At 56.9% G+C, this 24,025-nt stretch carries 18 protein-coding genes and 3 pseudogenes; 7 read left to right on the top strand and 14 right to left on the bottom strand.

All coding sequences use genetic code 11. From position 1 onward, the window contains the following. Nucleotides 1-17: 17 nt before the first annotated feature. Entirely contained in the window at nt 18-2,069 is a 2,052-nt protein-coding gene (locus tag IPJ12_01810; GenBank protein ID MBK7645933.1) for a TonB-dependent receptor, read from the bottom strand. A 379-nt stretch (nt 2,070-2,448) separates the two neighbouring features. Continuing rightward, nucleotides 2,449-3,606, bottom strand: coding sequence for an ATP-binding protein (locus IPJ12_01805; protein ID MBK7645932.1), 1,158 nt, complete (start codon nt 3,604-3,606; stop codon nt 2,449-2,451). Between the two features lie 367 nt (nt 3,607-3,973). Between IPJ12_01805 and IPJ12_01800 the strand changes: the two are divergent. The 4 genes and pseudogenes from IPJ12_01800 (at nt 3,974) to IPJ12_01785 (ending at nt 8,473) form a co-directional block, all read left to right on the top strand. Next, nucleotides 3,974-4,816, top strand: a pseudogene (locus IPJ12_01800) (beta-lactamase family protein). 9 nt (nt 4,817-4,825) lie between these two features. Beyond that, nucleotides 4,826-5,413 (top strand): annotated as a pseudogene (locus IPJ12_01795) (IS1595 family transposase). A 36-nt stretch (nt 5,414-5,449) separates the two neighbouring features. After that, nucleotides 5,450-5,869: a nitrous oxide reductase accessory protein NosL gene (locus tag IPJ12_01790; GenBank protein MBK7645931.1), complete on the top strand. Its 420-nt coding sequence runs from the start codon at nt 5,450-5,452 to the stop codon at nt 5,867-5,869. Between the two features lie 390 nt (nt 5,870-6,259). Beyond that, nucleotides 6,260-8,473, top strand: a complete 2,214-nt coding sequence (locus IPJ12_01785) for a TonB-dependent receptor (protein ID MBK7645930.1) — start codon at nt 6,260-6,262, stop codon at nt 8,471-8,473. A 300-nt stretch (nt 8,474-8,773) separates the two neighbouring features. Here the strand turns inward: IPJ12_01785 and IPJ12_01780 are convergent, their stop codons facing one another. After that, nucleotides 8,774-9,526, bottom strand: a complete 753-nt coding sequence (locus IPJ12_01780; GenBank protein MBK7645929.1) for an ATP-binding protein — start codon at nt 9,524-9,526, stop codon at nt 8,774-8,776. Here IPJ12_01780 and IPJ12_01775 point away from each other — a divergent pair. Continuing rightward, entirely contained in the window at nt 9,480-10,754 is a 1,275-nt protein-coding gene (locus IPJ12_01775; protein ID MBK7645928.1) for a cation-translocating P-type ATPase, read from the top strand. The two genes, IPJ12_01780 and IPJ12_01775, sit on opposite strands and share 47 nt — an antisense overlap. Before the next feature lie 662 nt (nt 10,755-11,416). Here IPJ12_01775 and IPJ12_01770 read toward each other — a convergent pair. Together IPJ12_01770 and IPJ12_01765 are read right to left on the bottom strand one after the other, a co-directional pair. After that, entirely contained in the window at nt 11,417-11,761 is a 345-nt protein-coding gene (locus IPJ12_01770; protein ID MBK7645927.1) for a hypothetical protein, read from the bottom strand. Nucleotides 11,762-11,840: 79 nt separating this feature from the next. After that, complete coding sequence (locus IPJ12_01765) at nt 11,841-13,145, bottom strand: site-specific integrase (GenBank protein ID MBK7645926.1); 1,305 nt, start codon at nt 13,143-13,145, stop codon at nt 11,841-11,843. 288 nt (nt 13,146-13,433) lie between these two features. On the opposite strand from IPJ12_01765, the gene IPJ12_01760 reads away from it, so the two are divergent. Then, complete coding sequence (locus IPJ12_01760) at nt 13,434-14,888, top strand: aminoacyl-histidine dipeptidase (GenBank protein ID MBK7645925.1); 1,455 nt, start codon at nt 13,434-13,436, stop codon at nt 14,886-14,888. A gap of 103 nt (nt 14,889-14,991) precedes the next feature. On the opposite strand, the gene IPJ12_01755 is transcribed toward IPJ12_01760, so the two are convergent. Genes IPJ12_01755 through IPJ12_01730 form a run of 6 tightly spaced genes read right to left on the bottom strand, consistent with a single transcriptional unit; the run spans nt 14,992 to nt 21,152 of the window. Then, nucleotides 14,992-15,861 (bottom strand): spermidine synthase-like protein, encoded by an 870-nt coding sequence (locus IPJ12_01755; protein ID MBK7645924.1) that lies wholly within the window; start codon nt 15,859-15,861, stop codon nt 14,992-14,994. A 22-nt stretch (nt 15,862-15,883) separates the two neighbouring features. Further along, complete coding sequence (prmB, locus tag IPJ12_01750) at nt 15,884-16,783, bottom strand: 50S ribosomal protein L3 N(5)-glutamine methyltransferase (GenBank protein ID MBK7645923.1); 900 nt, start codon at nt 16,781-16,783, stop codon at nt 15,884-15,886. Then, nucleotides 16,780-17,913 (bottom strand): succinyl-diaminopimelate desuccinylase, encoded by a 1,134-nt coding sequence (gene dapE / locus IPJ12_01745; protein MBK7645922.1) that lies wholly within the window; start codon nt 17,911-17,913, stop codon nt 16,780-16,782. Before dapE ends, prmB begins: the two co-directional genes overlap by 4 nt. After that, nucleotides 17,913-19,100, bottom strand: a complete 1,188-nt coding sequence (locus tag IPJ12_01740; protein MBK7645921.1) for a PilT/PilU family type 4a pilus ATPase — start codon at nt 19,098-19,100, stop codon at nt 17,913-17,915. The genes dapE and IPJ12_01740 overlap by 1 nt, the downstream gene beginning before the upstream one ends. A 27-nt stretch (nt 19,101-19,127) precedes the next feature. Beyond that, nucleotides 19,128-19,946, bottom strand: coding sequence for a 2,3,4,5-tetrahydropyridine-2,6-dicarboxylate N-succinyltransferase (dapD, locus tag IPJ12_01735; GenBank protein ID MBK7645920.1), 819 nt, complete (start codon nt 19,944-19,946; stop codon nt 19,128-19,130). A gap of 15 nt (nt 19,947-19,961) precedes the next feature. Continuing rightward, on the bottom strand, nt 19,962-21,152 hold the full coding sequence (locus tag IPJ12_01730; protein MBK7645919.1) for a succinyldiaminopimelate transaminase: 1,191 nt from the start codon (nt 21,150-21,152) through the stop codon (nt 19,962-19,964). Nucleotides 21,153-21,211: 59 nt separating this feature from the next. Here IPJ12_01730 and IPJ12_01725 point away from each other — a divergent pair, with 59 nt between their 5' ends. After that, a complete protein-coding gene (locus IPJ12_01725; GenBank protein MBK7645918.1) occupies nt 21,212-21,595 on the top strand; it encodes a hypothetical protein in 384 nt (127 codons plus the stop codon). Nucleotides 21,596-21,660: 65 nt separating this feature from the next. Here IPJ12_01725 and IPJ12_01720 read toward each other — a convergent pair. The 3 genes and pseudogenes from IPJ12_01720 to IPJ12_01710 form a co-directional block, all read right to left on the bottom strand. Then, a pseudogene (locus tag IPJ12_01720) lies at nt 21,661-22,637 on the bottom strand (IS1595 family transposase). A gap of 70 nt (nt 22,638-22,707) precedes the next feature. Then, nucleotides 22,708-23,574, bottom strand: a complete 867-nt coding sequence (locus IPJ12_01715) for an OmpA family protein (protein MBK7645917.1) — start codon at nt 23,572-23,574, stop codon at nt 22,708-22,710. A gap of 60 nt (nt 23,575-23,634) precedes the next feature. Next, complete coding sequence (locus tag IPJ12_01710; GenBank protein MBK7645916.1) at nt 23,635-24,012, bottom strand: DUF4398 domain-containing protein; 378 nt, start codon at nt 24,010-24,012, stop codon at nt 23,635-23,637. Between the last annotated feature and the right edge of the window lie 13 nt (nt 24,013-24,025).

Below are 24,025 nucleotides of genomic sequence, written 5' to 3'. Positions count from 1 at the left end.
ATTTCCCGGCACTGGCCTTACATCTTTACGTTGAGCGAGGCATAAACAGCGCGGCCTGGACCGGGCGAAAACATCGGCTGGTAGGATCCGGCCGGCCAGAAGAAGTTGTCGTACCAGACGTACTCGTATTTCCGGTCGAAGATATTCTTTAGCTGGAGGTCGATGCCGACCGTTTTTGTGAGCGCGTAGTGAGCGCCGCCGTCGAACAGGACGTAACCACCATACTTGCCCTTCGCATTGAGGTCGTCGATGTAATAGCTGCCCTGGGCCCGACCTTGCAGGTCGAAGCGCCAGGCTTCGCTGGCCTTGTATTCGACACCGATGTTCGAGATGTGGCGCGGTGTCGAAAAAACTTCCTTGCCGACCAGTGAAGTGGCACCGGCTGCATAGCCACCGATGATCTTGGCTTCCTGGATGGAGTGGGAAACCCAGAATTTCACGTTGTCGAGGATGTTGGTGGTGAACTGAAGATCGATACCCTTGCGCCGCGTTTCGCCGAGGTTTTGCGTTGCGCCTGCGCTGGGCAGGTTGGCGACTTCATCCGTGGCATCCTGCTGCCAGATGGCAATGCGCGCTTCGGTCCGGTCGGCCAGGCGCAGCTTGGTTCCCAGTTCGATCCCGGTGTTGATCGAGGGCTTCAGGATGGCTGTGCCCGACGTCAGGTAGGCCGGACCTCGCGACCCGGTCACGATCTGGAAGGTACGACCCCAGTTGCCATAAATACTGACGGCCTGGGTCGGGCTGTAGACGACGCTCAGCTTGGGCTGGTTGATCCAGCCGTAGTCCTGTAGCGAAGCGGTGGCACCTGTCGTATTGAGTGTCGTGTTGCCCTTGAAGTTGTCGGTACGGAAGGCGGGGACGATTTTCCAGGAGTCGGAAGGCTTGATGATCGCCTGGATGTAGGCACCAAAATTATTCAGTGTGTAGGCGTCATCGTTGGATGTCGTGACCGGCGTCGAGAAATCGGTCGGCACGGCATAGGCATAGCGATAGCGTCGGTAGTTGTTGTCCTGATGCTCATAGTTGAAGCCACCTTCGACAGCCAGTTGCTTGCTGGCTTGCCAGGTCAGCGAGTTTGTCCAGCCGTAGTGATCTTCATTCCAGAGGCGTCGCTGGCGTGGTGCATTGCTGCCGGCATAGCTCGTGTAGGTGACGTAGCGGTCATCTTCGATGGAATTGAAATAGAGCTTGCTGCTGTAGTTGAGGTCCGGGGTGATGCGGTAGTCGAGATGGCCGCTGACCTGCTTCATGTCGCGGCTGTCGTGGTCGTTGGCATTCTTGGCCGGCGACTGGCTGCGGTCGGCTGCCAATTCGCTTGCGGTCAGGTATCCGGCCTCTTCAGCCTCGTGGTTGTAAGCCCGGGCAATCACGCCAGCTGTCAGGTTTCCATTGTCGGAGGTAAAGAACCATTTGCCGCCAACACTGTATTTTTCGGATTTCGAGTGGTCGCGATAGCCATCCGAGTCCTGCTTCGCGGCGAAGTAGTTTTGCGAGAAGCCGTTCGACTCCCGTCCTACCGCCACCTGCACTTCCCGAGTATTGAAACTGCCATAAGTGACCCGGCCGTCGGTGTAGTTTCCACCCTGACGGGTGGCGACATTGATGTTGCCGCCAATGTTGTGCAGGCCGTAGCGCGGGTCGTTGGTGCCGCGAACGACTTCGACGTACTCGATGTCGAGCGGGAAGATCATGTCGAGATAGCGCATGTTCCCGCTGTTGATATTGCTCGGAATACCGTCGATCAGCAGTTTGATGCCATTGATGTAACCCTCGCCGTTGAACGCCCGAAAGGAGGGTTTGCCGGATTCTGCACCCAGGCGGAATTCCGTGAGTTGGATGCCAGGCATCTGGCCGATCAGTTCCCAACTGTTGGCGACGTTTTTGTCCTGAACGCGTTCGGCGCCCATGATATCCACCGAGGTGAGGATGCTCCGCGTGGGCAAGGAGCCGGTGCTGGCCGCGCCGACGCTGATTTCTCCAAGGACGACGGTCGATTCCTGCGCGTACGCGCAGGACATGATCAGCGAAACCGCCAAGAAAATCCGGCTCGGTTTGAATGGGTGCTTCATCGATTTTCTCCAAAAACTCGGGTATAGGTTCAATTGCCTACTGAGTCTGCTTCCGGAACAGCCTTCTCGGGCGCTGCTCAGGAAAAGTCAGGAATCAGCGCCGCAACGGATGCATAGCAAGAGAGGGCAGGATGATAGCAACCCGCTTTCTGGCCAAGATGTGGCATTTCGTCGCAGTCACAGCAGAGCGACAGGACAGCAAGGCATGTGCCACAGTGGCCAATCGACGGTGATATTCAGGCGCCCAAGGAGGGTGATATAGCGTGGCGAGTCTGCTTCGTTCACGACAACCGGCAGACCGACCGGCGCTGAACCCCGATTGCTACGGTCAACCCGAAAAAACACCGAAAATCGTAACCCGCTACGCGACTCGTGAAACTCAGCGGCGCGCCACGTCCTGCCACCCGGTCAGCAAACAATGCTCCCGCTCATGGCTATCCGTTCCGCCGTAAATCAGGATCGGCTTTAGCGTTGGCGTGTCGCCAGCGAATTTCTGCCATTTCTTCAGCCCGTCTGTCCAGTCCGCAGCAAAGGTACTACCGGACTTGATCTCAACCGCCTGCAAACCGGCAGGCGTCTCGAACACCACATCGATCTCGTGCCCGGCACTATCCCGCCAGAAATTCAGGTCGGCCGGCTGGCCGGCATTGAAGCGCTGTTTGATCAGCTCTGAAACCACCCAGGTTTCAAACAAGGCACCACGGGCAGCATGCGTTGCTATCGACAACTCATCACGAATCCCCAACAGCCAGGCCATCAGGCCCACATCGAGAAAATACAGCTTGGGCGACTTCACCAGACGTTTGCCAAAATTCTGGAAATACGGTGGCAGGCGGGTGACCAGATAACTGGCCTCGAGCACCGACAGCCACTCGCGCGCAGTGACCGCCGAGATGCCGCAATCCGCGCCCAACGCAGCCAGATTGAGCAATTGCCCGGAACGTGCTGCACACATCCGGACAAAGCGCTGGAACTGCGACAAATCACGTACGGCAATGATCTGCCGGACATCGCGCTCCAGATACGTCGCCACATAGTTGGGAAACCAGTCGTTCGCCGCCAGATCGCGCTGATAAATCGCCGGATAGCCGCCATTCAGCAACAATCGGTCAAGCGTGATCGGCAAGCCGGCGCCTTGCATTTCACCCAGCGACAAGGGTAAAAGCTCCACCCGTCCAACCCGGCCGGCCAGCGACTGGCTCATGCCAGCAATCAGATCGAACTGTGCCGAGCCGGTCAGCACAAACTGCCCCATCACCGGGCGTTCATCGACCAGCCCTTGCAACCACGACAGCAGCGCCGGGCAGCGTTGTACCTCGTCCAGAATCGCGCCCTCGGGAAAGCGCGCCAGAAAGCGCTTGGGGTCATGCTCGGCGAATTCCCGTTCATCTGGATTTTCCAGCGAAACATAGGGTTTGTCGGGAAAACTGGCGCGGGCCAGCGTCGTCTTGCCGGACTGGCGCGGCCCGGTCAGGGCCAGTACCGGAAATCCCTTGGCCAGACGTTCCAGCGTAGTACGGGCTTGACGTGGATACATGAACACCCCATTTCTTGCAAATCGAAAGTATTGACTCTGATTTACAAGATTAGCAGAAACAACCTCACCTATTCAGACAAAACGCTTCGATTCGCCTTCTATCGACAACCTCTGCATCGAGCCACAGAAATTATTTTTAGAAAAAGTGGCGGTTCTTGGCGTCTCCCCCAGTCTTACTTTAGGAGTAAGCAAAATCTAACCTGAGGGGGTTCCCATGCAGTATCTGAACAAGCCCGTGGCAGTTCTGTCTTCGCCCAGAGAACATTCAACGCCACTGCTAAAAACGAGCAGATGGAACTGCTGAATATGCGCCTCTCGTTGAGCCAGAAGCAGTACGGGGTTGAGCTCTACGGTGAAAACCTGCTGAATGATCGCGGGCAAATTTTCCCGAACCCGGTCAATTTTGCGACCCGTACTGTACCGCGCACGATCGGTCTCCGGGGCACGGTGTCGTTCTGATGTCGCGCCAGGAAATGGATGGAAGGCAGCACTGGAGAACCCTGAGATGAGCGTGAAAAAGCCAAGCCGCAGGAACTTTATGGCCGCTGCCGCTGCGTTGGGCATGGGTTGTCAGGCCGGCGGTTTTGCTGCCGAGGCCGGGGCGGAGGCGGCAAAGCCGGTCAGCAAAGCCGTCAAGGTCGAAGGAACCGTTGCATCAGGCTACGAAAGCGTTCGTGAGGCATTTGCTGCAGCCCAAGCCGATGACCCGGGAGGCGCGCAGCTTTGCGTCTATCGTCATGGCAAGGCGGTTGTCGATCTTTGGTGCGGGCGAGATAACGCCAATAATCGTCCGTTCACCAGCGAGACCGTTACCGTCATATTCTCCGCCGCCAAGGGAATGGTCTCGACCTGCCTGCATATGCTCGCCGAGCGTGGGCTGGTCGATATCGACGCCCCGGTTTCACGCTACTGGCCCGAGTTCGCTGCCAACGGCAAGGAACACATACCGGTTTCTTCTCTGCTCTCCCACACCTCGGGGTTGCCGTGGTTTCCGCCGGACAGTGGCATCCAGATGCTGGGTCTGATCGACTGGGAGCGCTGCATCTCTGCACTGGCGGCCATGAAGCCCCTATGGACGCCGGAAACGGCGTATCAGTATCACTCGGCCACGCACGGCTATCTCATTGGAGAGGTCGTTCGGCGGGTTTCGGGAAAATCCATTGGCCATTTCCTGGCCGATGAGATCGCGAAGCCCTTGGGGCTCAGTTCATGGATAGGTTTCCTGAACTTGCCCAATGGTCAGCAGGCGATCAGCCTGGCGGGCATTGCTGAAGCCGATGAGACGTATTTCCTTGAGTCACAGAAGGGCAGAAGACAAGGTTTGAGTCGTGCTCCCCGCAAGCGGGGCGGCAAAAGCCAGTAAGCGCGGCCTGTCGGAAGAACAGACCGCTGTCCTGATTTGCCGGGATCGTACCGGCAACACCGCAGACTTCATCCTGGAGAAGGCCGATAAGGCACACCTCGGGGCGGTGCTCAAGCCGCTTTTGGCGACCGATGTCATTCTGGCCACCGACGGAGAAAAGGCGCTGGCGGCTGTTGCCAAAGAAATGGGCATCACCCACCGGCCGGTCAATCTGGCTGCTGGTCAGCGTGTTGTGGCGGGGTCTATCATGTGCAGAACGTCAATGCCTACGATAGCCGACTCAAGGAATGGATACGCCGCTTCCACGGCGTCGCCACCCGCTACTTGGGTAACTATCTGGGCTGGCGACGATTGATTGAGCGACACGACCGCGATATTTCCTCTGACGATTTCCTCCGTGCCGCTTTGGGGATCGATGGAGTTCAACATGCTATGGGTACATAGCCATTTGAAAAGTACCCCAAGTGCCCTTATTGCGGCATGAATCGTAAGGAGCATCACCGTACCCGCATGTTGGTCCAGTATTCAGATGAACTGAGCGATGGTGTCTGCTCAATCCACTGCCTGTCGCTGAGCCTCGGACTTAACATTGACCGTGAACCGAAAAACATCTGGGGGCCGGATTATGCTTCGACACAGGAACCTGGCCCGCTGCTGCCCGTTGATCTGCTGACCTATCTGGTGGGTGCCGAACTCAAGCACGCCATGACCAAGCGGAGCAAACATTCCTTTGCTTCCGCCAAGGTCGCCAAGGAGTTCCAGGACAAGCACGGTGGTGTGCTGGCCAAGTTTGACGATGCCTTGCGCGAATCCTATCTCGACATGGCCTCGGACGTGACGATGATTCGTACGTTGCGGGCAAAGTACCGCAAACGCGCTGCAGAAATGAAGAACAGCTAATCTTGCGCCGACTGATCCTCATTTTTCTGCTGACATTCTGGGCGCCGTGGTCGGTAGCCTAGAGTGTCGCCAAGCCCAAAGGAACCCTGATCCTGATGCTGAGCGATTGCGCCAACCTGTGTGCGACAATTTGTCGCATTTGCACTGAGAACTGTCATCGCTAGTATGTGGCGGCTATTCTCTGGGGATCATCCTGATGGCTTGGTGATGGATAACTATAAATTGACAAGCATTTGCCAATAGACAGCCCCCCTTGATTTAGCTTTGTGATCAAAACGGGAATGATGCAAAAGTTTAATCAATACCAAGAATTCACAACCAAGTGGTTTTGAGCGATCTGCTGAACGCCTTGTTTATGTTACCCCCATGTCTTGCGAAGAAAGCTTGAGTATGAAATCAACATCGAATACTGGCGAGAAATTTTCCCCCACCAGAACCCCGATCGCAATCGCGGTAGCAAGTGCCCTGATGGCGAATACTGCATGGGCTCAATCGGCACCTACGGATCCAATATTGCCAACCATTGAGGTTGTTGGCGAACGCAGTGCTTCCAGTCAGCCAGCTTTCGGAACATCCTTGCGCGGCGACACCCTGAATGCACGGCGATTCGCCACAAACGATACGGCAACGCTACTGGATGGTACCCCGGGATTGAGTTTTTATGCGGGGGGTGGGGTTTCCAGCCTGCCTGTCATCAACGGCCTGGCTGACGACCGACTGAAAATCACCGTGGATGGGATGAGCATTACGTCGGCCTGTCCCAATCACATGAATCCCGCCCTCTCCTACATTGATCCCGCCGCATTGGGTCAGGTCAATGTCTACGCCGGCATTGTGCCGGTAAGCCAAGGCGGGGACAGCATCGGAGGCGCAATTGCCGTCAAATCCGTTCCGCCTGCATTTGCCGAGCCTGGCCAGGGGCTGAAAACCTCAGGCAGTCTGAATGCCTTCTACCGCAGCAATGGTGATGTCACCGGTGTGGGCGCACGTGCAGCAATCGCCACGGAAAATTTCAGCATTGGCTATGTGGGTAACACCGTTGATGCGGGCAACTACAAGGACGGCAATGGCAAGGAAGTCGTGGCAAGCCGATATAGGGTTCGAAACAATGCCTTGAATCTCGCAGGAAAAGCAGGCACGGATATTTTTACCTTGTCTATCGGCTGGCAGGATATTCCTTTCCAAGGCTATCCGAACCAGTCGATGGACATGACGTCCAACAAGAGCTTGTCTTTTAACGCTGGCTATAACGGCTTGTTCGATTGGGGAACATTGGAAGCTCGCGCTTTCCGCCAACGCGTCCGGCACAAGATGGACGTTCTTGACGATAAAGCGCAAGCACTGGGCTTTACTCCGATCAATGGCTCTTATATGCCAATGGACACGAAGGCTGTGGATCTTGGTTACTCGATTGTTGCAACCGCACAGTTGAACGAAAGCCAAGTCGCGCGTTTCGGCCATGAATTCCATCGCTATACCCTGGACGACTGGTGGCCGCCACTGGTTGGTTCAATGGGGATGGAGCCCAATACCTTCTGGAACGTCAATGGCGGTAAGCGGGATCGTATCGCGCTGTTTGCTGAACTTGATACTAAAGTCAGTCAAAAACTATCGACTCAAGTTGGCGCTCGAGTAGAACGGGTAACGATGAACACGGGAAATGTTCAGGGCTACTATGATTCGACCGCGCCATTGGGTGATGCATATGAGTCCGATGCCGCTGCCTTCAACGCCAAGGATCACAAGAAAACCGACCTGAATTGGGATCTCACCGCTTCCGCTCGCTACGTGGATAGTGAGCGCGCCACCTACGATATCGGCTTCTCCCGTAAAACCCGGTCGCCGAACCTGCATGAACGCTATATCTGGGCTAACGAAGCCATGATGGCCGGCCTGATGAATAACTGGTTTGGCGATCTCAATTCGTATGTCGGCAACCTCGACTTGAAGCCGGAAGTGGCCTACACCCTGAAGGTCAGTGCTGATTGGCACGATGCGGAAAAGCGTGACTGGCAGTTGAAAGTGGTTCCCTTCTATACCTATGTTCAGGACTACATCAACGTAGCCGTTAATACGAGTTCAAATCCATACAACATGAGCATGTTGGCCGGGCGTCAGTCCTTGAAGTTCGTCAATCAGGATGCGAAGTTGTACGGTGTCGATGTCTCAGGCCGGAAGTTCCTGGGGCACGCTGCAGGGGAGTGGACAGCCCGTACCAGCCTGAGTTATGTCCGAGCCAAGGCAGATAATGGCGACAACCTCTACAACATCATGCCGTTGAATGCACGCCTGGCTCTGGATCACAACCTCGGTGCCTGGAGCAGCAGCTTTGAAACAGTTTTGGTTGCTTCAAAGGACAAGGTGAGCAACGTGCGGGCAGAACAGAAGACTGCCGGTTACGCGATTGCCAATTTCCGAACGAGCTACAAAATCGCCAAGTCTATTCGCCTGGATGCTGGGGTCGACAATCTGTTTGACCGTCAATACAACTTGCCTCTAGGGGGCTTGGAGTATGCGTCTGCGGACATGATGGCGGGGATTGCACCGAAACCGCTTCGTGCAATGGGGCGCTCCATAAACGCCGGTGTCTCGATTGACTTCTAAGCCAGCAACAATAACGGTGCTGTAGTTCATTCTCGTGCTGTGGATAAAGCCTCCAAGCAATTGGGGGCTTTAATTTTTTTAATGGCATTCTCAAAGTGCCTCTGCGGCCCAAACGTGTCGGCGCGCGTTTAATTTTGACCACCTGTGCTCGTTGAATTTTGACCAGGTGTGATAGCCACCTGACATAGGTTGGCTTGTGGATAAGTGTAGCTCAGAACAACCGATTTCCGAGCCACGATGAATGCGTTGGGAAAGCCGTGGAGGACGAAGTCCGGAACGGATTTCCCAACGCGGCCCCGATCAGAATGCGTCCTCCTCGGGTGGATTTCCCCGCTTGCTCTGCTCCCTTGCCTTGATCCTCGACTTGGCGGTCGCCGTGCTGTGCCGGAAGCGAAATGACTCATTCCCCGTTTCTACGATGTGGCAGTGATGCGTCAGCCGGTCGAGCAGCGCCGTCGTCATCTTGGCATCGCCGAAGACGCCTGGCCATTCGGCAAAGGTCAGGTTGGTCGTGATCATCACGCTGGTGTGCTCGTAGAGCTTCGACAGCAAGTGAAACAGCAAGGCACCACCAGCCTGGCTGAACGGCAGATAGCCCAGCTCATCGAGAATCACCAGATCCATGCGCAGCAGTCCCAAGGCAATCCGGCCAGCTTTGCCGGCCGCCTTCTCTTGTTCCAGGGCATTGGCCAGATCCACCGTCGAGAAGAACCGAACCCGCTTGTTATGGTGCCCAATCCCCGAAACACCCAGTGCCGTGGCCAGGTGCGTCTTGCCGGTTCCCGTGCCACCGATGAACACCACGTTCTGCGCTTCCTCGGTAAAGGACAGGTCGGCCAGTTGCCGAATCAGTTTCTGATCTACCTTCGATTGATCGAAGTCGAATCCCGCTAGATCCCGATGTACAGGGAAGCGGGCCGCATGCATCTGGTAGCCAATCGAGCGCATGACCCGGTCAGTATGTTCGGCCTGCAGCAGATGCTCGATCAACCAGCGAGAAGTGTCGATGCCGGCGCCACCGTTGGCCGATAGCTCTTCCCAGGCACCAGCCATGCCGTGCAGGCGCAGCGTGGCCAAGGCCCGACATGGTGTTCAGGATGGCTTTCCAGAGATTCAGCATGATTTCGATTTCGAGTTTATCGGACTGATCGGGCTGGCTGATCCACTCCGCCCCGAAGTGCCTAGCGCAGTCGCCGAGTGCCTGAGAGCGGGCATTCGCGTGGTCATGATTACCGGCGATCATCCGCGTACCGCTCGCGCCATCGCGACCAGCGCAGGGATTGACAGTCGCGAGGTCATTACCGGCACGGAACTTGAATCAATGGACGTGAAGGCAATTTCAGCACGTATCGCCTCAGTGAGTATTTTTGCCCGTGTCACACCGCAGCAGAAACTTGCCATTGTCGAAGCTTTAAAAGCGAATGGCGAGGTCGTGGCGATGACGGGAGATGGTGTCAATGATGCCCCGGCCTTGAAGGCAGCACATATCGGTATTGCCATGGGCAAACGAGGGACTGATGTCGCTCGCGAGGCTGCCTCTCTGGTATTGCTTGAAGATGACTTTGGCGCCATCGTTGCGGCTATCCGCTTGGGGCGACGTATTTTTGCCAACCTTCGGCAGGCGATGGTTTATACCCTGGCAGTCCACATTCCGATTATCGGTTTGTCTGTTCTGCCGGTGATGTTCGGGATGCCGTTGATTCTGGCGCCGATTCACATCGCTTTCCTCGAACTGATCATTGATCCGGCATGCTCTATCGTCTTTGAAGCAGAACCCGGCAACCCGGGACTAATGGAACAGCCACCGCGGTCGGTCAGCGAACATTTGGTTTCAACACAGCAGCTTATCCTTAGCCTGGCTCAAGGGGGGCTGGTAACGCTGGCAGCTGCTACTTTCTATTTCTGGTCCTTATCGAACGGGGTTGCCACTGATGGGGCACGGGCATTGGCGTTCGTCGTTTTGGTTGTTGCAAATGCGGCATTGATTTTTCCGAGTCGATCGCCGGAGTCAGGGTGGCGGCAGATGTTTACCGGGCTGACACCCGTAGTACCGTGGGTGCTTGGTGGCACTCTATCGGGGCTCTTGCTCATCATTTGTATCCCAGTGTTTGCCGCAGCTTTTGCTTTTCAGGTGCCAACACTTTTCCTCGGTATGGTGGCGTTGGGTATCCTCGTCATAGACTCTGACCACCATCTGGGATACTGGTCGCCACTGACAGGCTTTCGCGTTGTTCAAAGGCGCCAACAACCCACTCGGCATCTTCTACTGGCATGCGCTTAGGGCCTGGTTTCGCCATCAGGCAGTTAGCTATTTTTTGAATCAATGACTTCAGAGCGTTGCATTCTGCGCTGGTTATTTCAGACGGATCTGTTTGCGGATGGAAAAACAGAACTCCCCAATGAAACAAAGAGCGGGCCTCATCTCTGCTAAGCGTCCATAGCGTTATCTCCTTTCCATCACGAGAACGACGAGACGCCTTGAGAAGTTTGTCGCCAGCACTAGGCAGCCAACGAAGTGGCGAATTCACCAAAGGAAGACGTTTTGCCCGCTGCGCGACCAGGCGGCCGACGATCTCGGCCTCCTTCCTGGTCACGGTTAGGGGTCTGTACCCTTTCGTCGTCATTGAGTTAATAAATAAAGCCGATGGCCTTTTGGGGGTCTTGTCGATACCGATGGATTGAGTATCTCCTATCCTCCGAGAATATCCATCGGTCGAAGTGGTGCGATTGACGAATGATTTTCATGGCGCGCACTCCTGTGGATCTACGCTGACAAATGCCGCGAGCCGGTAGTTTTATCGAACGTAAGTTCTTCAACGTGACCCAGCTTATCCATTGAATACGTTAGGCAATAGGCACATGCTCCATCTTCGATTTGTCTAGCCAGTTCGCGCAATTGGATGGCAAATTCCTGGCGCTCTGTTCTCTTTAGTTCTAGAACGCTCATGCTGCCACCTCATCTTCCTCAAGAGACTTAACCCATAGCTCTACCTCTTCCGGCGTTTTTGCAACAAATGGCTTCCACTGAGTCAATGCCGGCGTTCCCGAGCTGAGGCAGTGATGGATGTACTCAGCCATGGCGCGAAAGGCCCCCTTCTGGTGGGGTGTCATTGGGCCAAATTCATCTGCCAGCTTTTCAGCATCTCCGGATTGAATGGCGGCAAAAATGGCCCCTTCGTCACCTTCAATTAGCATGTTCTCGGCTGAATGCTCAAGGGCTTTAAGGGCTTCGATGCACTCAAGCGCCCCTGTTCTTTGCTGCTCATCGGTAAAATGTAAATAGGACATAGTTACTGCTCCTTAGTGGTTATGTCTCAGGGTCGGTCAGTGTTCCCGCACTTTCCGGCCCGCTTTGCTTAGTAACCGACTAAGCGGCGGTCTTGCTCTTTCTCGGCTTCTTGATCGGCAATACTTCTGCTTTCTGCTTGCCGTTCGCTTCGTTCATACCAGCCATTGCCATTGCTGCGCCGCGCTCCGCTAGAGTGCTGCGGGCGCGTTCTGCAAAGTGGATATAGCGTTGTGTGGTCGATACCTGCTTGTGTCCCATCGCTTCCATGAGCTCCACGGCAGATGCGCCAGCCATCGCCAGATGCGAGGCGAGGGAGTGACGAAGGCCATGCAATCCCAAGTTTTCCGGTAAGCCTGCTTCCTTGCGTACATCCATCCAAGGTTTTGCAATGTTCAGCGTACCTTCACCCTTGGACGGCATGAAAACGTAATCGGTAGGTTCGCCCTTGGCTTGTCGGGCAATGATTACCTGCGCCTCTGCCGGTAGTCCAATGATTCGCGGCTTGCCGGTGCGAGATCCAGTCTTGTGCGCCTTGGGGGGGAGGGTAATGAGCCCTGATTTCAGGTCGACGTATTGCCACAATAGGCCAACCACTTCGCCGCGCCGGGCTCCGGTCAGGGCAATCAATCGAATGGCGTCAGCAACGGTGGAGCGAATGCGGTGCTCGTTCTCCATCTTCGTCAGGGTTCGGAACAATTGGGCGTAGTCATCTGAACCGCCCATGATTGTTTCACGTTGGCCGGGTTGTGCCACTTTGACGGTAGCGGCTGGATTGTCTTTCAGGATTCCTTCGGAGATTGCCCAGGAATAAGCGGCGCGCAGGATCAAAACCGACTTGTCAGCAGTGCCAGCGCCGCCCTTGACCTTCGCCAGCCCGCGGGAAATTGTCTTGAACCTGCCGGCCGTCTTGCCTTCTTTGATGGCAACTTGAGCGCGGCGAATATCATCTGCGGTCAGCAGGTCGGCGTGCTTGCCGCCGATTAGCGGCTTTAGATGGCGCTCAATTCTGCCGCGGTCTGTGGCTTTGGTTGTCTCTGCTTTTTCCGCGAAAGCTGGCGATGCTTCGTATTTGGTAAGCAGTTGCTCGATGGTCATTGCTTCCCGGCGCGTCTGCTTGTGGCCCATTGGGTCTTTGCCGTCCATGACCTCGAAGAATAGTTCTTTCGCCTTCTTCTTGGCTTGATCTACCGTCAGCGTGTCGGACAGTTTGCCGATGGTGTAACGGCGGGTTTTTCCTTCTTGGGTTCGATACTGGAAAACGAAGCTCTTAACGCCAGAAGTGAACACCTTTACGCCAAATCCCTTTGGGTCGTCGCCCCAGGCAAATACATCCCTGTCCGATGGCTTAAGATTGTCGACTTCGGTCTTGGTGAGTCTCGCCATTTTGCCCTCTATTTTGTTGCTTACTTTTCGCCTTGGTAAGCGCATGGTAAGCAGTGTGAGGTAAAAAACAGCTTTTTAGCGCCTCACATCTGTACTAATGGTAATGCTTAAGTGTAGGAATAACAAGTATATTTATTTAAATAGTAACCCGCAGTAAGCGGTGGTAAATATCTGGGAACTGTATTGTGATTCCGGTTGTCGTGGGTTCGAGCCCCATCAGTGCCCCAGAATTTAACCCCCGCACACCGCAAGGTCTGCGGGGGTTTTCACATTTGGAGTTGGCTTTAGATGACAAATTCTGTGTTTTCCGGTCTTGAACCTTCCATTGTGTGGACGCACTTCGCGACCCTTTGCGGCATTCCCAGGGCTTCCAAGCATGAGGCGCCACTGCGTACGGTCCTTCTGCACTGGGCTACGGCGCGGAATCTGGATGCGACGGTTGATGCAGTCGGGAACCTGATTATCCGCAAGCCGGCGTGTCCAGGATGCGAGGGCGTTCCGGGGGTTGTGTTGCAGGCGCATCTCGACATGGTTTGTCAGAAAAACTCGGACAGCGCCCACGATTTTTTAAGTGATCCGATTGTTCCAGTATGGCGTGATGGCTGGCTGATGGCTGAAAAGACAACGCTGGGGGCGGATAACGGCATTGGCGTGGCGCTGATTTTGGCGGCGCTTGAGGACACGGATCTGGTTCATGGTCCGCTCGAAGCCTTGCTGACTATCGACGAAGAGGCCGGCATGGGTGGGGCTCATGGCTTGGCGGCCGGCTTGCTGCAGGGTAGCTTGATGCTGAACCTGGATACCGAGGAATGGGGCGAGTTTTACCTGGGTTGTGCCGGTGGGCTGGATGTTAACGTCCAGCGCGATGGTGTCCCGGCAACAATGCCAGCGGATCATCAAGTCTTCAGGATTGAAATGAGCGGCCTGCGTGGTGGGCATTCTGGTGTCGATATTCACGAAGAACGGGGCAACGCAATCAAGTTGCTGGTTCGTGTCTTGCGGGAATTGAGCGTGGAGATGCCGTTACGGCTAGCCGAGCTGCAGGGCGGTTCGGCGCGCAATGCCTTGCCGCGTGAAGCTGTTGCGATCATTGCAGTGCCTGCAGCAACGGCTGGTCGCTTGCCAGGGCTGCTGGCAGCGGCCGAAGCGACCTTGTGTTCAGAGTTGCAGGGGATCGACGACGGTCTTCGGCTGGTCGCTTCTACGGCTGACGCCGCGCTGGTGATGACGCCGGCCGAGCAGGATATCTGGCTGGCGTCGCTGCATGCGGCACCCCATGGCGTGCGTCGAATGAGTAGACATGTTCCGGGCGTGGTCGAGACATCCAATAATCTTGGCATGCTCGATCTGCACCCGAATGGTGGCTCATGCAATTTTATGGTGCGATCGCTGATAAGTAGCGGCAGTCTGGCGCTAGCCGATGAAATCGTCAGTTTGTGGGCGCTTTCCGGGACCAAGGCAGAGAAGGAAGGCTTTTATCCTGGCTGGGCGCCGAATCCGGCGTCCGCCTTGCTCAAGTTGTGCGAGTCGGTGTACAGACGAGAATTCGCAGCGGACTCGCAGGTGCAGGTCATTCACGCCGGGCTTGAGTGCGGCATCATCGGCGACAAATATCCGGGGATGGATATTGTGTCGTTCGGCCCGACCATTCGCGGGGCACACGCGCCGGGCGAGCGGGTTGAGGTCGCTTCGGTCGAACGTTGCTGGCGGCTGCTACGGGCGATTTTGCAAGAAATTCGTTAGTTGAGGGCCGTGAAGAGTGGCTGGAAAAATTTCAATTTCGGTTGTTTTTTCCGGTTGACCGCGGGAGCCTGCTGCCGGTGACCTGCATGGCAAAAACCGCGAATTATCGCCGCCGTATTGCCTCGCGGCGGGCCAGGCCGAGCCTGGTCGAGCGTTCCATCTTTTGCACGAAGGCCGGGAAATCGAGGCCGAATTTGGCGCGCAGTTCCTTGGCGTAGTTGTGCAGCCAGCGCCAGCGTGGCTCGAAATGACGTTCCTTGAAGGCGTAGAGCACGTGGTTGCCGTCGTCCGGTACCGAAATGACGATAACCTGGTCGTCAAAAACATGCATCGCCTCGCCGATCAAGCCGGCGTAGGTTTCCTTTTCGCCAGCCAGGTTGATGACCAGTACTCCGTTGCCAGAGAGCTTGGCGAAAGCGTTGTCGAAAAACTCCCGATTGGCCAGGCTGGGCGCGAAGCCGGTCTTGTCGAAAGCATCGACGAGCAGGGCGTCGATACCTTTTTCAGTTGTTTCGAGGAACGCTGCGCCATCGGCCTCCAATATTTGCAAGCGGCTATCGTCAGGCGGCAACATGAATGTGTCGCGGAAGGCGATGACGTTGGGGTCGAGTTCGACGGCCGTCAGTTGCGTGCCAGGCATCTTGTGGTAACAAAACTTGATCAACGATCCACCGCCGAGGCCGATTAGCACGATGCGTTTCGGGCGTGGCTGGAAGAGCAGGAAGGCCATCATTTTCTGGGTGTAGCGTATGGCCAGGTCGTTCGGCGCCTTGAGCGACATTTCGCTCTGCATCAGGCGGACGTTGAAGTAAAGAAAACGTGACTTGCCATCGTCGATAACGAAAGGTTTGGGGTAGCTTTCGTCGAGCAGCTGGGCGCGCAGTTCGCCTTCTTTTGCCCATGACGGTTCGTGCATGAGCACGGTGCCCGTTTCGACTTCGAAAGGGCTAGGCAATTCGTACAGTTTGGTCAATCTGGAAGCTTGGCTGGGGAACTTAGCTGGGTAAATCAGCGGCGTGGAGCAGGAAGACGAATTCGTCGCCAGCAGCGGTGTCTAACCAGGTGAAGGGTAGCGTCGGATAGGCAGCCTCGAGGTCGTCGCGGTTGTGGCCGATTTCGACGATCAGAATACCGTTGTCACTCAGGTGTTTCTTCGCTTCACGCAGAATGATGCGTGTGAAATCGAGGCCGTCGTCACCCGAGCCAAGCGCCAGTTCAGGCTCGTGCAGGTATTCCGGCGGCAGCGCAGCGACCGATTTGGCGTTGACGTAAGGCGGATTGGAAATGATCAGGTCGAATTTCCGACCTTCGAGTTTGGTGAAGGCATCCGACTGGATCAGCTCGACGCGGTCGGTCAGGTGGTAGTCGGCAACATTGCGCTCGGCTACGGCAAGTGCGGCGTCGGACAGGTCGACCGCAGCGACTTCGGTATTCGGGAAAGCGAGGGCGGTCAGGATGGCGAGGCAGCCGGAGCCGGTGCATAGGTCAAGCGCTGACTCGATGGCCCATGGGTCGTCGATCCATGGCGTCAGTTGTTCATCGAGCAGTTCAGCAATGAAGGAGCGCGGCACGATGACGCGGTCGTCGACGTAGAAACGATGCTCGCCGAGCCAGGCTTCGTTGGTCAGATAGGCTGCCGGCAGGCGCTCTTCGCAGCGCCGGCGATAGATATCGAGCAGGTTGGCGCGTTCATGCGGCAGCAAGCGGGCGTCGAGGAAGGGTTCGAGGCGGTCTAATGGCAGGTGCAACGAATGCAGTGTCAGATAGACGGCTTCGTCCCAGGCGTTGTCGCTGCCGTGACCGAAAAACAGCTGGGCGGCGTTGAAGCGGCTGACGGCGTAACGGAGGTAGTCGCGAACGGTGGTCAGTTCGGCTTTGGCTAGCGAATCGCTCATGCGGTCATCAGTTGTTCGAGGATACGGCGATAAATGGCGGACAGCTTCGGCAGTGCGTCGACGGCGATGCATTCGTCGATCTTGTGGCTGGTCGCGTTGACCGGGCCGATCTCCAACATCTGTTTGCAGATTTCAGCGATGAAGCGACCGTCGGAGGTGCCGCCGGTGGTCGACAGCTCAGTCTCGATGCCGCAGATATCGCGAATCGCTGTTGTCGCCGCATCGGCCAGCGGGCCGCGACCGGTCAGGAAGGGACGGGCGCCCAGCGTCCATTTGATGTCGTAGTCCAGACTGTGCTTGTCGAGAATGGCGAGCAGTCGCTGCTGCAGGCTTTCCGGGCTGCTGGCCGTGGAAAATCGAAAATTGAACTTTATTTCCAGTTGACCGGGGATGACGTTGGTCGCGCCGGTGCCGCCGTGGATATTCGAAATTTGCCAGGTCGTCGGCTGGTAATACTCGTTGCCCTGGTCCCAAGCGGTGGCGGCCAGTTCGGCCAGGGCCGGGGCAACTTCGTGGATCGGGTTGCGGCCTTTTTCCGGGTAGGCGATGTGGCACTGGATGCCCTTGACCGTCAAGTTGCCGGATAGCGAGCCGCGGCGACCGTTCTTGATCATGTCGCCCAGCGTATCGACCGAGGTAGGCTCGCCGATGATGCAGAAATCGAGCATCTCGCCACGTGCCTTGAGCGCTTCGACGACGATGACGGTGCCGTCGGTGGCATCGCCTTCTTCGTCGGAGGTGAGCAGGAAGGCCAGCGATCCGGGATGATCCGGGTTGGCAGCGATGAAGGTTTCGACCGCAGTGACTGCCGCAGCAATCGAGGATTTCATGTCGGCGGCGCCGCGCCCGTAAAGCATGCCGTCGCGGATTTCCGGGGCGAAGGGTGGCGAGGTCCACTGCTCAAGCGGGCCGGTTGGCACCACATCGGTGTGGCCGGCGAAGACGAATAGCGGAGCTGTGGTACCGCGACGGGCCCAGAGATTGGTGACGCCGTTGCGGATGATGAATTCGACTGTGAAACCCAGCGGCTTCAGGCGTTCGATGAGGATTTCCATGCAGCCGCCGTCTTCCGGCGTGACGGAGTGGCAAGACATGATCTGCCGGGCAAGTTCAAACGTAGGGTCGGACATCAGTGCGTTTCTTCGTCGTTGTCAGCCAGGCTGAGGGTGAATTCCTTGAACGAGGTGCCGCCTTCGCTGGTGCTGTCGAAATCGAGTGTCACGTCGGCCTTTCGGTCTTCCTTCCCGGTCGTGCTGCCAAATTCGGAATTGTTGATCAGCCAGGATAGATTGGTCGGCGAGTCGGCATTGGCCAGCGCTTCGTCGATGGTGATGGTGCCGGCGCTGTACAGATTGAACAGATCTTGCTCGAAGGTTTGCGATCCCGGCGCCAGGGTTTGTTCCATGGCGTCCTTGATGCCCTGCACTTCGCCGCGTTCGATCAGTTCGCTGATGTGGCGGGTGTTGAGCATGATTTCGCTGGTCGGGATGCGCTTGCCATCCGGCTTCTTGACCAGACGTTGCGAGACGACGGCACGCAAGGCAACCGAAAGGTCAAGGAAGAGCGCTGGTCGGTTTTCCAGCGGGAAGAAGCTGATGATGCGGTTCAGTGCATGGTACGAGTTGTTGGCATGCAGCGTGGCCAGGCAGAGGTGGCCGGTTTGTGCGTAGGCGATGGCTGCCTGCATGGTTTCCTTGTCGCGGATTTCGCCGATCAGGATGCAGTCCGGCGCCTGGCGCATGGCGTTCTTCAGCGCCGATTGCCAGTCCTGGGTATCCATGCCGATTTCGCGCTGATTGACGATGGATTTCTTGTGCTTGAACAGAAATTCGATCGGGTCTTCAACGGTCAGGATGTGACCGGAACGGTTGGCGTTGCGGTGATCGAGCATTGAGGCGATGGTCGTTGATTTTCCCGAACCGGTTGCCCCAACGATCAGGATCAGGCCGCGCTTTTCCATGATCAGTTCGCCAAGGATGTTCGGCAGGCCGAGATCACCGAGTGCAGGGATGTTGCCCAGAATGAAGCGGATGACGATGCTGGTCGAGCCACGTTGGCGGAAAATATTGACGCGGAAGTTGCCGACATTCGGCACGCCGAAGGAGAGATTCATTTCCCAACTGGCTTCGAAGGTCTTGATCTGATCTGGTGACATCAGTTCGTAGGCGATTTTCTCGATCATGTCCGGCAGCATGACCTGCTGGTTGACCGGGATGGTGTTGCCCTGGATTTTGATGTGGATAGGCGCACCTGCGGAAATGAAAATATCCGAGGCCTGCTTTTCGGCCATCAACTGGAACAGTTTGTCGAGAATCATGACAAGACCTTCGTGGGGTGAATTGACTTACGGACGCAGCAACTCGTTGATGCTGGTCTTCGAGCGGGTCTGCGCGTCGACCTTCTTGACGATGATCGCAGCATACAGGCTATAGGCGCCATTGGCCTTCGGCAAGGTGCCGCTGATCACGACGGAGCCCGGCGGAACTCGGCCGTAGGTGACTTCGCCGGTTTCGCGGTCGTAGATCGGGGTGCTTTGGCCGATGTACACGCCCATGGAGAGGACGGAGTTCTCGCCGATGATGACGCCTTCGACGACTTCCGAACGGGCGCCGATGAAGCAGTTGTCTTCGATGATGGTCGGGTTGGCCTGCAGCGGCTCAAGCACGCCGCCAATGCCGACACCGCCGGAAAGGTGCACGTTCTTGCCGATCTGGGCGCAGGAACCGACGGTGACCCAGGTGTCGACCATGGTGGCTTCATCGACGTAGGCGCCGATGTTCACGAAGGACGGCATCAGCACGGCGTTCTTGGCAACGTAGGAACCCTTGCGAACGATGGTGCCCGGTACGACGCGGAAACCGCCCTGGCGGAACTGTTCTTCAGTCCAGCCCTGGAACTTGGTGTCGACCTTGTCGTAGAAGCGGACATCGCCGCCATCCTGAACGCGGTTGTCGCGGATGCGGAAGGAGAGCAGCACGGCTTTCTTGATCCACTGATGGGTGAACCAGTCGCCGTCGATCTTTTCTGCCACGCGCAGTTTGCCAGAATCAAGGTCGCCGATCACCGATTCGATGAGGGCGATGGTTTCGGCCGGGGATTGCGGGGACAGCTCGGTACGGCGTTCCCAGAGTTCTTCGATGGTGGCTTGCAGGGGATGCGTCATGAGGGCTCTCTCTGTTTAAAGTTGTTGGGCAAATTGACGAATTCGTTGGGTCGCGTCGAGGCACTCGGCGAGTGAGGCAACCAGTGCGATTCGGATAAAGTTCGCACCCGGATTGACGCCACGTACTTCGCGGGCCAGGAAGCTGCCCGGTAGGGCGACGACATTATAGTGTTCGAGCAGACCGCGGGCGAATTCGGTGTCGGCGATGGGTGTCTTTGCCCACAGGTAGAAGCTGGCGTCCGGCATGCCAGTGCCGAGCACTTCGGCGATCAGCGGCGTGCAGGCGGCGAACTTTTCGCGGTACTGGTTGCGGTTGTCCAGTACATGCGCCTCATCGTTCCAGGCGGCGACGGAGGCCGTCTGTACCGGAGGTGCCATGGCGCAGCCGTGGTAGGTGCGATAGAGCAGGAATTTCTTCAGGATTTTTTCATCGCCGGCCACAAAGCCGGAACGCATGCCCGGCACGTTGGATCGCTTCGACAGGCTGGAGAACATGACGACGCGCTCATTCGAGCGGCCAAGCAGCTTTGCCGCCTGCAGGCCACCGATCGGCGGGTTGGTTTCGTCAAAATAGATTTCCGAGTAGCACTCGTCGGAGGCAACGATGAAGCCGTATTTGTCGGAAAGGTCGAAAAGCGTTTTCCAGTCGGCCAACGACAGTACCTTGCCGGTCGGGTTGCCCGGCGAGCAGACGTAGAAGAGTTGGACGCGTGACCATTCCTCTTCCGACAGGCTGCTGTAGTCGAAGGCGAAATCGTTGTCCGGTAGGTTGTTGAGGAAACGCGGTTCGGCGCCGGCCAGATAGGCTGCACCTTCGTAAATTTGGTAAAAAGGATTAGGGCTGACAACTAGCGGCACGTGAGCACGGCTCGGGTCGATGACCGTTTGTGCAAAGGAGAAAAGCGCCTCGCGTGACCCGTTGACCGGCAGGATCTCGGTTTCCGGATTCAGTGCCAGATCGTAGCGGCGCTGGCACCAGTGGGCGATGGCCTGCCGCAGTGCCGGGACGCCTTGCGTCGTCGGGTAGTTGGCCAGCCCCTTCAAACCGTTGGCCAGGGCTTCCATGATGAAAGCTGGGGTCGCGTGTTGCGGCTCGCCGATGGAGAGCTTGATCTCTTTGTATTGCGGGTTCGGGGTGACGCCGGCGAACAGGGCGCGCAGCTTTTCGAAGGGATAAGGCTGGAGTTGGGCGAGATGCGGATTCACGTGGGGCGTCGAATGGGTGTAAAAATGCAGATTATCCCTGAAAACCGTTTCGCTGCCTTGTGAACAAACGCCCAATTTTCCTGTTGATCTTCCTGTCGGCCACACTTGCCGGCTGTTCCATCGGCTATCAAGCGCGAGGTAGCCTGAGCGACGTGTCCGGCGACATGGCGGGCAAGGCTTTTCCCGGCAGTTCAACGGGCGGCGGCAGATTTGCGTTGGCTGATCGCGACGGACGTCTGCAATGCGATGGACGACTGGCGCCGCCTGATGTTTCGCCGGTTCCCGGCAGTTGTGAAGGCGAGACCGGAAAGGGCGTCGTTCGCTGCAGCGATGGCCGGGAAATTCCGGTGCGGTGGTCGGCCATAACGTGCCGCTCTTTTGAAGGACACGGCGAAGATAAATTTGGAAATCGGCTGATTTTTCGGGTTGACCGCAGCCGATAGCTTTTCAGCCATCTGCCGGGCTGATTCGGCGGAAATACCGATATTCCGCCGGGAAATTACTTAGGCTATGTACCCATAGTATGTTGAACCCCATCGATCCCCAAAGCGGCACGGAGGAAATCGTCAGAGGAAATATCGCGGTCGTGTCGCTCAATCAATCGTCGCCAGCCCAGATAGTTACCCAAGTAGCGGGTGGCGACGCCGTGGAAGCGGCGTATCCATTCCTTGAGTCGGCTATCGTAGGCATTGACGTTCTGCACATGATAGACCCCCGCCACAACACGCTGACCAGCAGCCAGATTGACCGGCCGGTGGGTGATGCCCATTTCTTTGGCAACAGCCGCCAGCGCCTTTTCTCCGTCGGTGCACAGAATGACATCGGTCGCCAAAAGCGGCTTGAGCACCGCCCCGAGGTGTGCCTTATCGGCCTTCTCCAGGATGAAGTCTGCGGTGTTGCCGGTACGATCCCGGCAAATCAGGACAGCGGTCTGTTCTTCCGACAGGCCGCGCTTACTGGCTTTGCCGCCCCGCTTGCGGGGAGCACGACTCAAACCTTGTCTTCTGCCCTTCTGTGACTCAAGGAAATACGTCTCATCGGCTTCAGCAATGCCCGCCAGGCTGATCGCCTGCTGACCATTGGGCAAGTTCAGGAAGCGGTGGCGCCAGCGGAATGCCGTGTTGGGATGAATCCCCACCGCAGCGGCACTTTTGCGGATGCTCGTCCCCTCAGCCAGCTGTTTCGCATAGTCCATCCATTTCGCTTTGTGCCGAAGTCCTGCTAGCGGTGTGTCAGTCAGGGCGTTGAAAGTCGCTCGACAGGCGTTGCAGCGATAACGTTGCAAGCCATTGGCGAACCCCAGCGGGAAACCTGCTCGTGTGCGCAATGCGGACAGTGCGGCTTCTCGGTCATCCGGGTCTCAACCACTTGGTAGGACGCCGACTCCTGCGCCGCCGGTTGCAGCCGATCCATCAAGACTTGCCGCTGGTGCGGCGTCAATTCCTTCAACGCACTCGACAGTTTCCGGAAATCATTGGGCTTCATCGCAACACCTATCCGATTGATTCAGATAACTTTGTTATAGACCAACATGCAAAGATTACATAGCCATTACTTAACGCTGGCGAATGGCGCCTTTGTCGTTGGACAGAATGATCTCGACGCGCCGATTCATCTGACGGTCTTCGCTCGTGTCATTGCTGGCGACCGGATAGGATTCGCCAAAACCGCGAATGGCGATGCGGTTGCGACTGACGCCCATTTCCTGGAGCGTCTGGCGCACCGATGTGGCACGGCGCTCAGACAGGCGCTGGTTATGGGCGGCTGAGCCGGTGCTGTCGGTGAAGCCCTCGATCAGCACGGTGCGTTCGGGGTTTTCTTCAAGGACCTTGGCCAGTTTCCGGCTGGTGTCCAGGCCATTCTGGTTCAGGCGAGTCTTGTCGGTTTGAAACAGCACGTCGCCGAGGGTGATGACCATGCCACGCTCGGTTTTCTTGGCCGACAGGTCTGCCAACTGGGCTTCAAGTTGGGCCGTGCGGCGCTGGGCTTCAAGTGTCTGGTTTTGGGCGTAAGCGGTATTCCCCTTGGCGACCGCGGTGGCTTCCTTGGCCCGGTCCGCTTCGTTGGTACGCTGTTCAAGGCGTAACTGGTCGCGTTCCTTGCTGGACGTCGCAACGTCACTTTCAGCGGATTTCTGTTTTGCCTTTTCCTGCGTCAAGGCAATCTTTTGTTTGGCCAGATAGGCCAGTTTATCGATGTCCTCATTGCTTTGCTTGTCGGCGGCAGCAGCATTGGCCTGAGCCATGGCGCTGTCGGCCTGCTTCAATTCCAGCGGCGCGTATTTCGCGACTTGCGGACTATTTCGCGCAGCCTGGTAATCGCTGCGTGTCTGTTCAAGCAGATTGGTGGTCGGCACCGAGCCGCAGGCGCCGAGGAGGCCGGCGATTACCAGCAATACGGGTGTAAATTTAGTTGTTTTCATCATCAAATCCTTGGGGTTGGGGTGGCGTTGCCGGCAAGCGGCATGGCGACCGGGCTGCTATTACTTGCGTGAGCGCTTGAGTTCTTCGCGCAGAACGCGAATGTCATCCTGCAGGGCATCTGCTGCCATCTTTGCCTTGGCTGAATCCGCCTTGGCCTGGGCCAGATTGGCATCAGCCTGGGCCTGATTCGCCATCTCGGACGCGAGCTCGTAGTCCTTGTCAGCCATCGCCTTGTTGGCCTTGGCCAGTTTTTCGCGAGCCGAACGCATGTCGAGCGGCGCGTATTGGGCGCCATCTGCACTGGCCGCGCTGTCGACAGCTGCCTTCGAGACCGCTACGTCGGCTGTTGCCGGCGTCTTCATGCTGCTGCAACCAACCATCGTGGCCACGGCAATAGCGCAAGTTAGCTTGAGCCATAGCTCGGAATTTCTAGTCATCATCATTTCTCCA

The sequence above is a fragment of the Betaproteobacteria bacterium genome, assembly GCA_016709965.1.
Lineage (GTDB): Bacteria > Pseudomonadota > Gammaproteobacteria > Burkholderiales > Rhodocyclaceae > Azonexus > Azonexus amarohabitans.
This window is presented reverse-complemented; position numbering and strand designations above follow the sequence as displayed.

Bases quoted from the DNA above. Each gene is read 5' to 3' on its own strand.
- IPJ12_01810 (MBK7645933.1), bottom strand. From the start codon at position 2,069: ATGAAGCACCCATTCAAACCGAGCCGGATTTTCTTGGCGGTTTCGCTG.
- IPJ12_01805 (MBK7645932.1), bottom strand. From the start codon at position 3,606: ATGTATCCACGTCAAGCCCGTACTACGCTGGAACGTCTGGCCAAGGGA.
- IPJ12_01790 (MBK7645931.1), top strand. From the start codon at position 5,450: ATGAATCGTAAGGAGCATCACCGTACCCGCATGTTGGTCCAGTATTCA.
- IPJ12_01785 (MBK7645930.1), top strand. From the start codon at position 6,260: ATGAAATCAACATCGAATACTGGCGAGAAATTTTCCCCCACCAGAACC.
- IPJ12_01775 (MBK7645928.1), top strand. From the start codon at position 9,480: ATGCCGGCGCCACCGTTGGCCGATAGCTCTTCCCAGGCACCAGCCATG.
- IPJ12_01780 (MBK7645929.1), bottom strand. From the start codon at position 9,526: ATGGCTGGTGCCTGGGAAGAGCTATCGGCCAACGGTGGCGCCGGCATC.
- IPJ12_01770 (MBK7645927.1), bottom strand. From the start codon at position 11,761: ATGTCCTATTTACATTTTACCGATGAGCAGCAAAGAACAGGGGCGCTT.
- IPJ12_01765 (MBK7645926.1), bottom strand. From the start codon at position 13,145: ATGGCGAGACTCACCAAGACCGAAGTCGACAATCTTAAGCCATCGGAC.
- IPJ12_01760 (MBK7645925.1), top strand. From the start codon at position 13,434: ATGACAAATTCTGTGTTTTCCGGTCTTGAACCTTCCATTGTGTGGACG.
- prmB (MBK7645923.1), bottom strand. From the start codon at position 16,783: ATGAGCGATTCGCTAGCCAAAGCCGAACTGACCACCGTTCGCGACTAC.
- dapE (MBK7645922.1), bottom strand. From the start codon at position 17,913: ATGTCCGACCCTACGTTTGAACTTGCCCGGCAGATCATGTCTTGCCAC.
- IPJ12_01740 (MBK7645921.1), bottom strand. From the start codon at position 19,100: ATGATTCTCGACAAACTGTTCCAGTTGATGGCCGAAAAGCAGGCCTCG.
- dapD (MBK7645920.1), bottom strand. From the start codon at position 19,946: ATGACGCATCCCCTGCAAGCCACCATCGAAGAACTCTGGGAACGCCGT.
- IPJ12_01715 (MBK7645917.1), bottom strand. From the start codon at position 23,574: ATGAAAACAACTAAATTTACACCCGTATTGCTGGTAATCGCCGGCCTC.
- IPJ12_01710 (MBK7645916.1), bottom strand. From the start codon at position 24,012: ATGACTAGAAATTCCGAGCTATGGCTCAAGCTAACTTGCGCTATTGCC.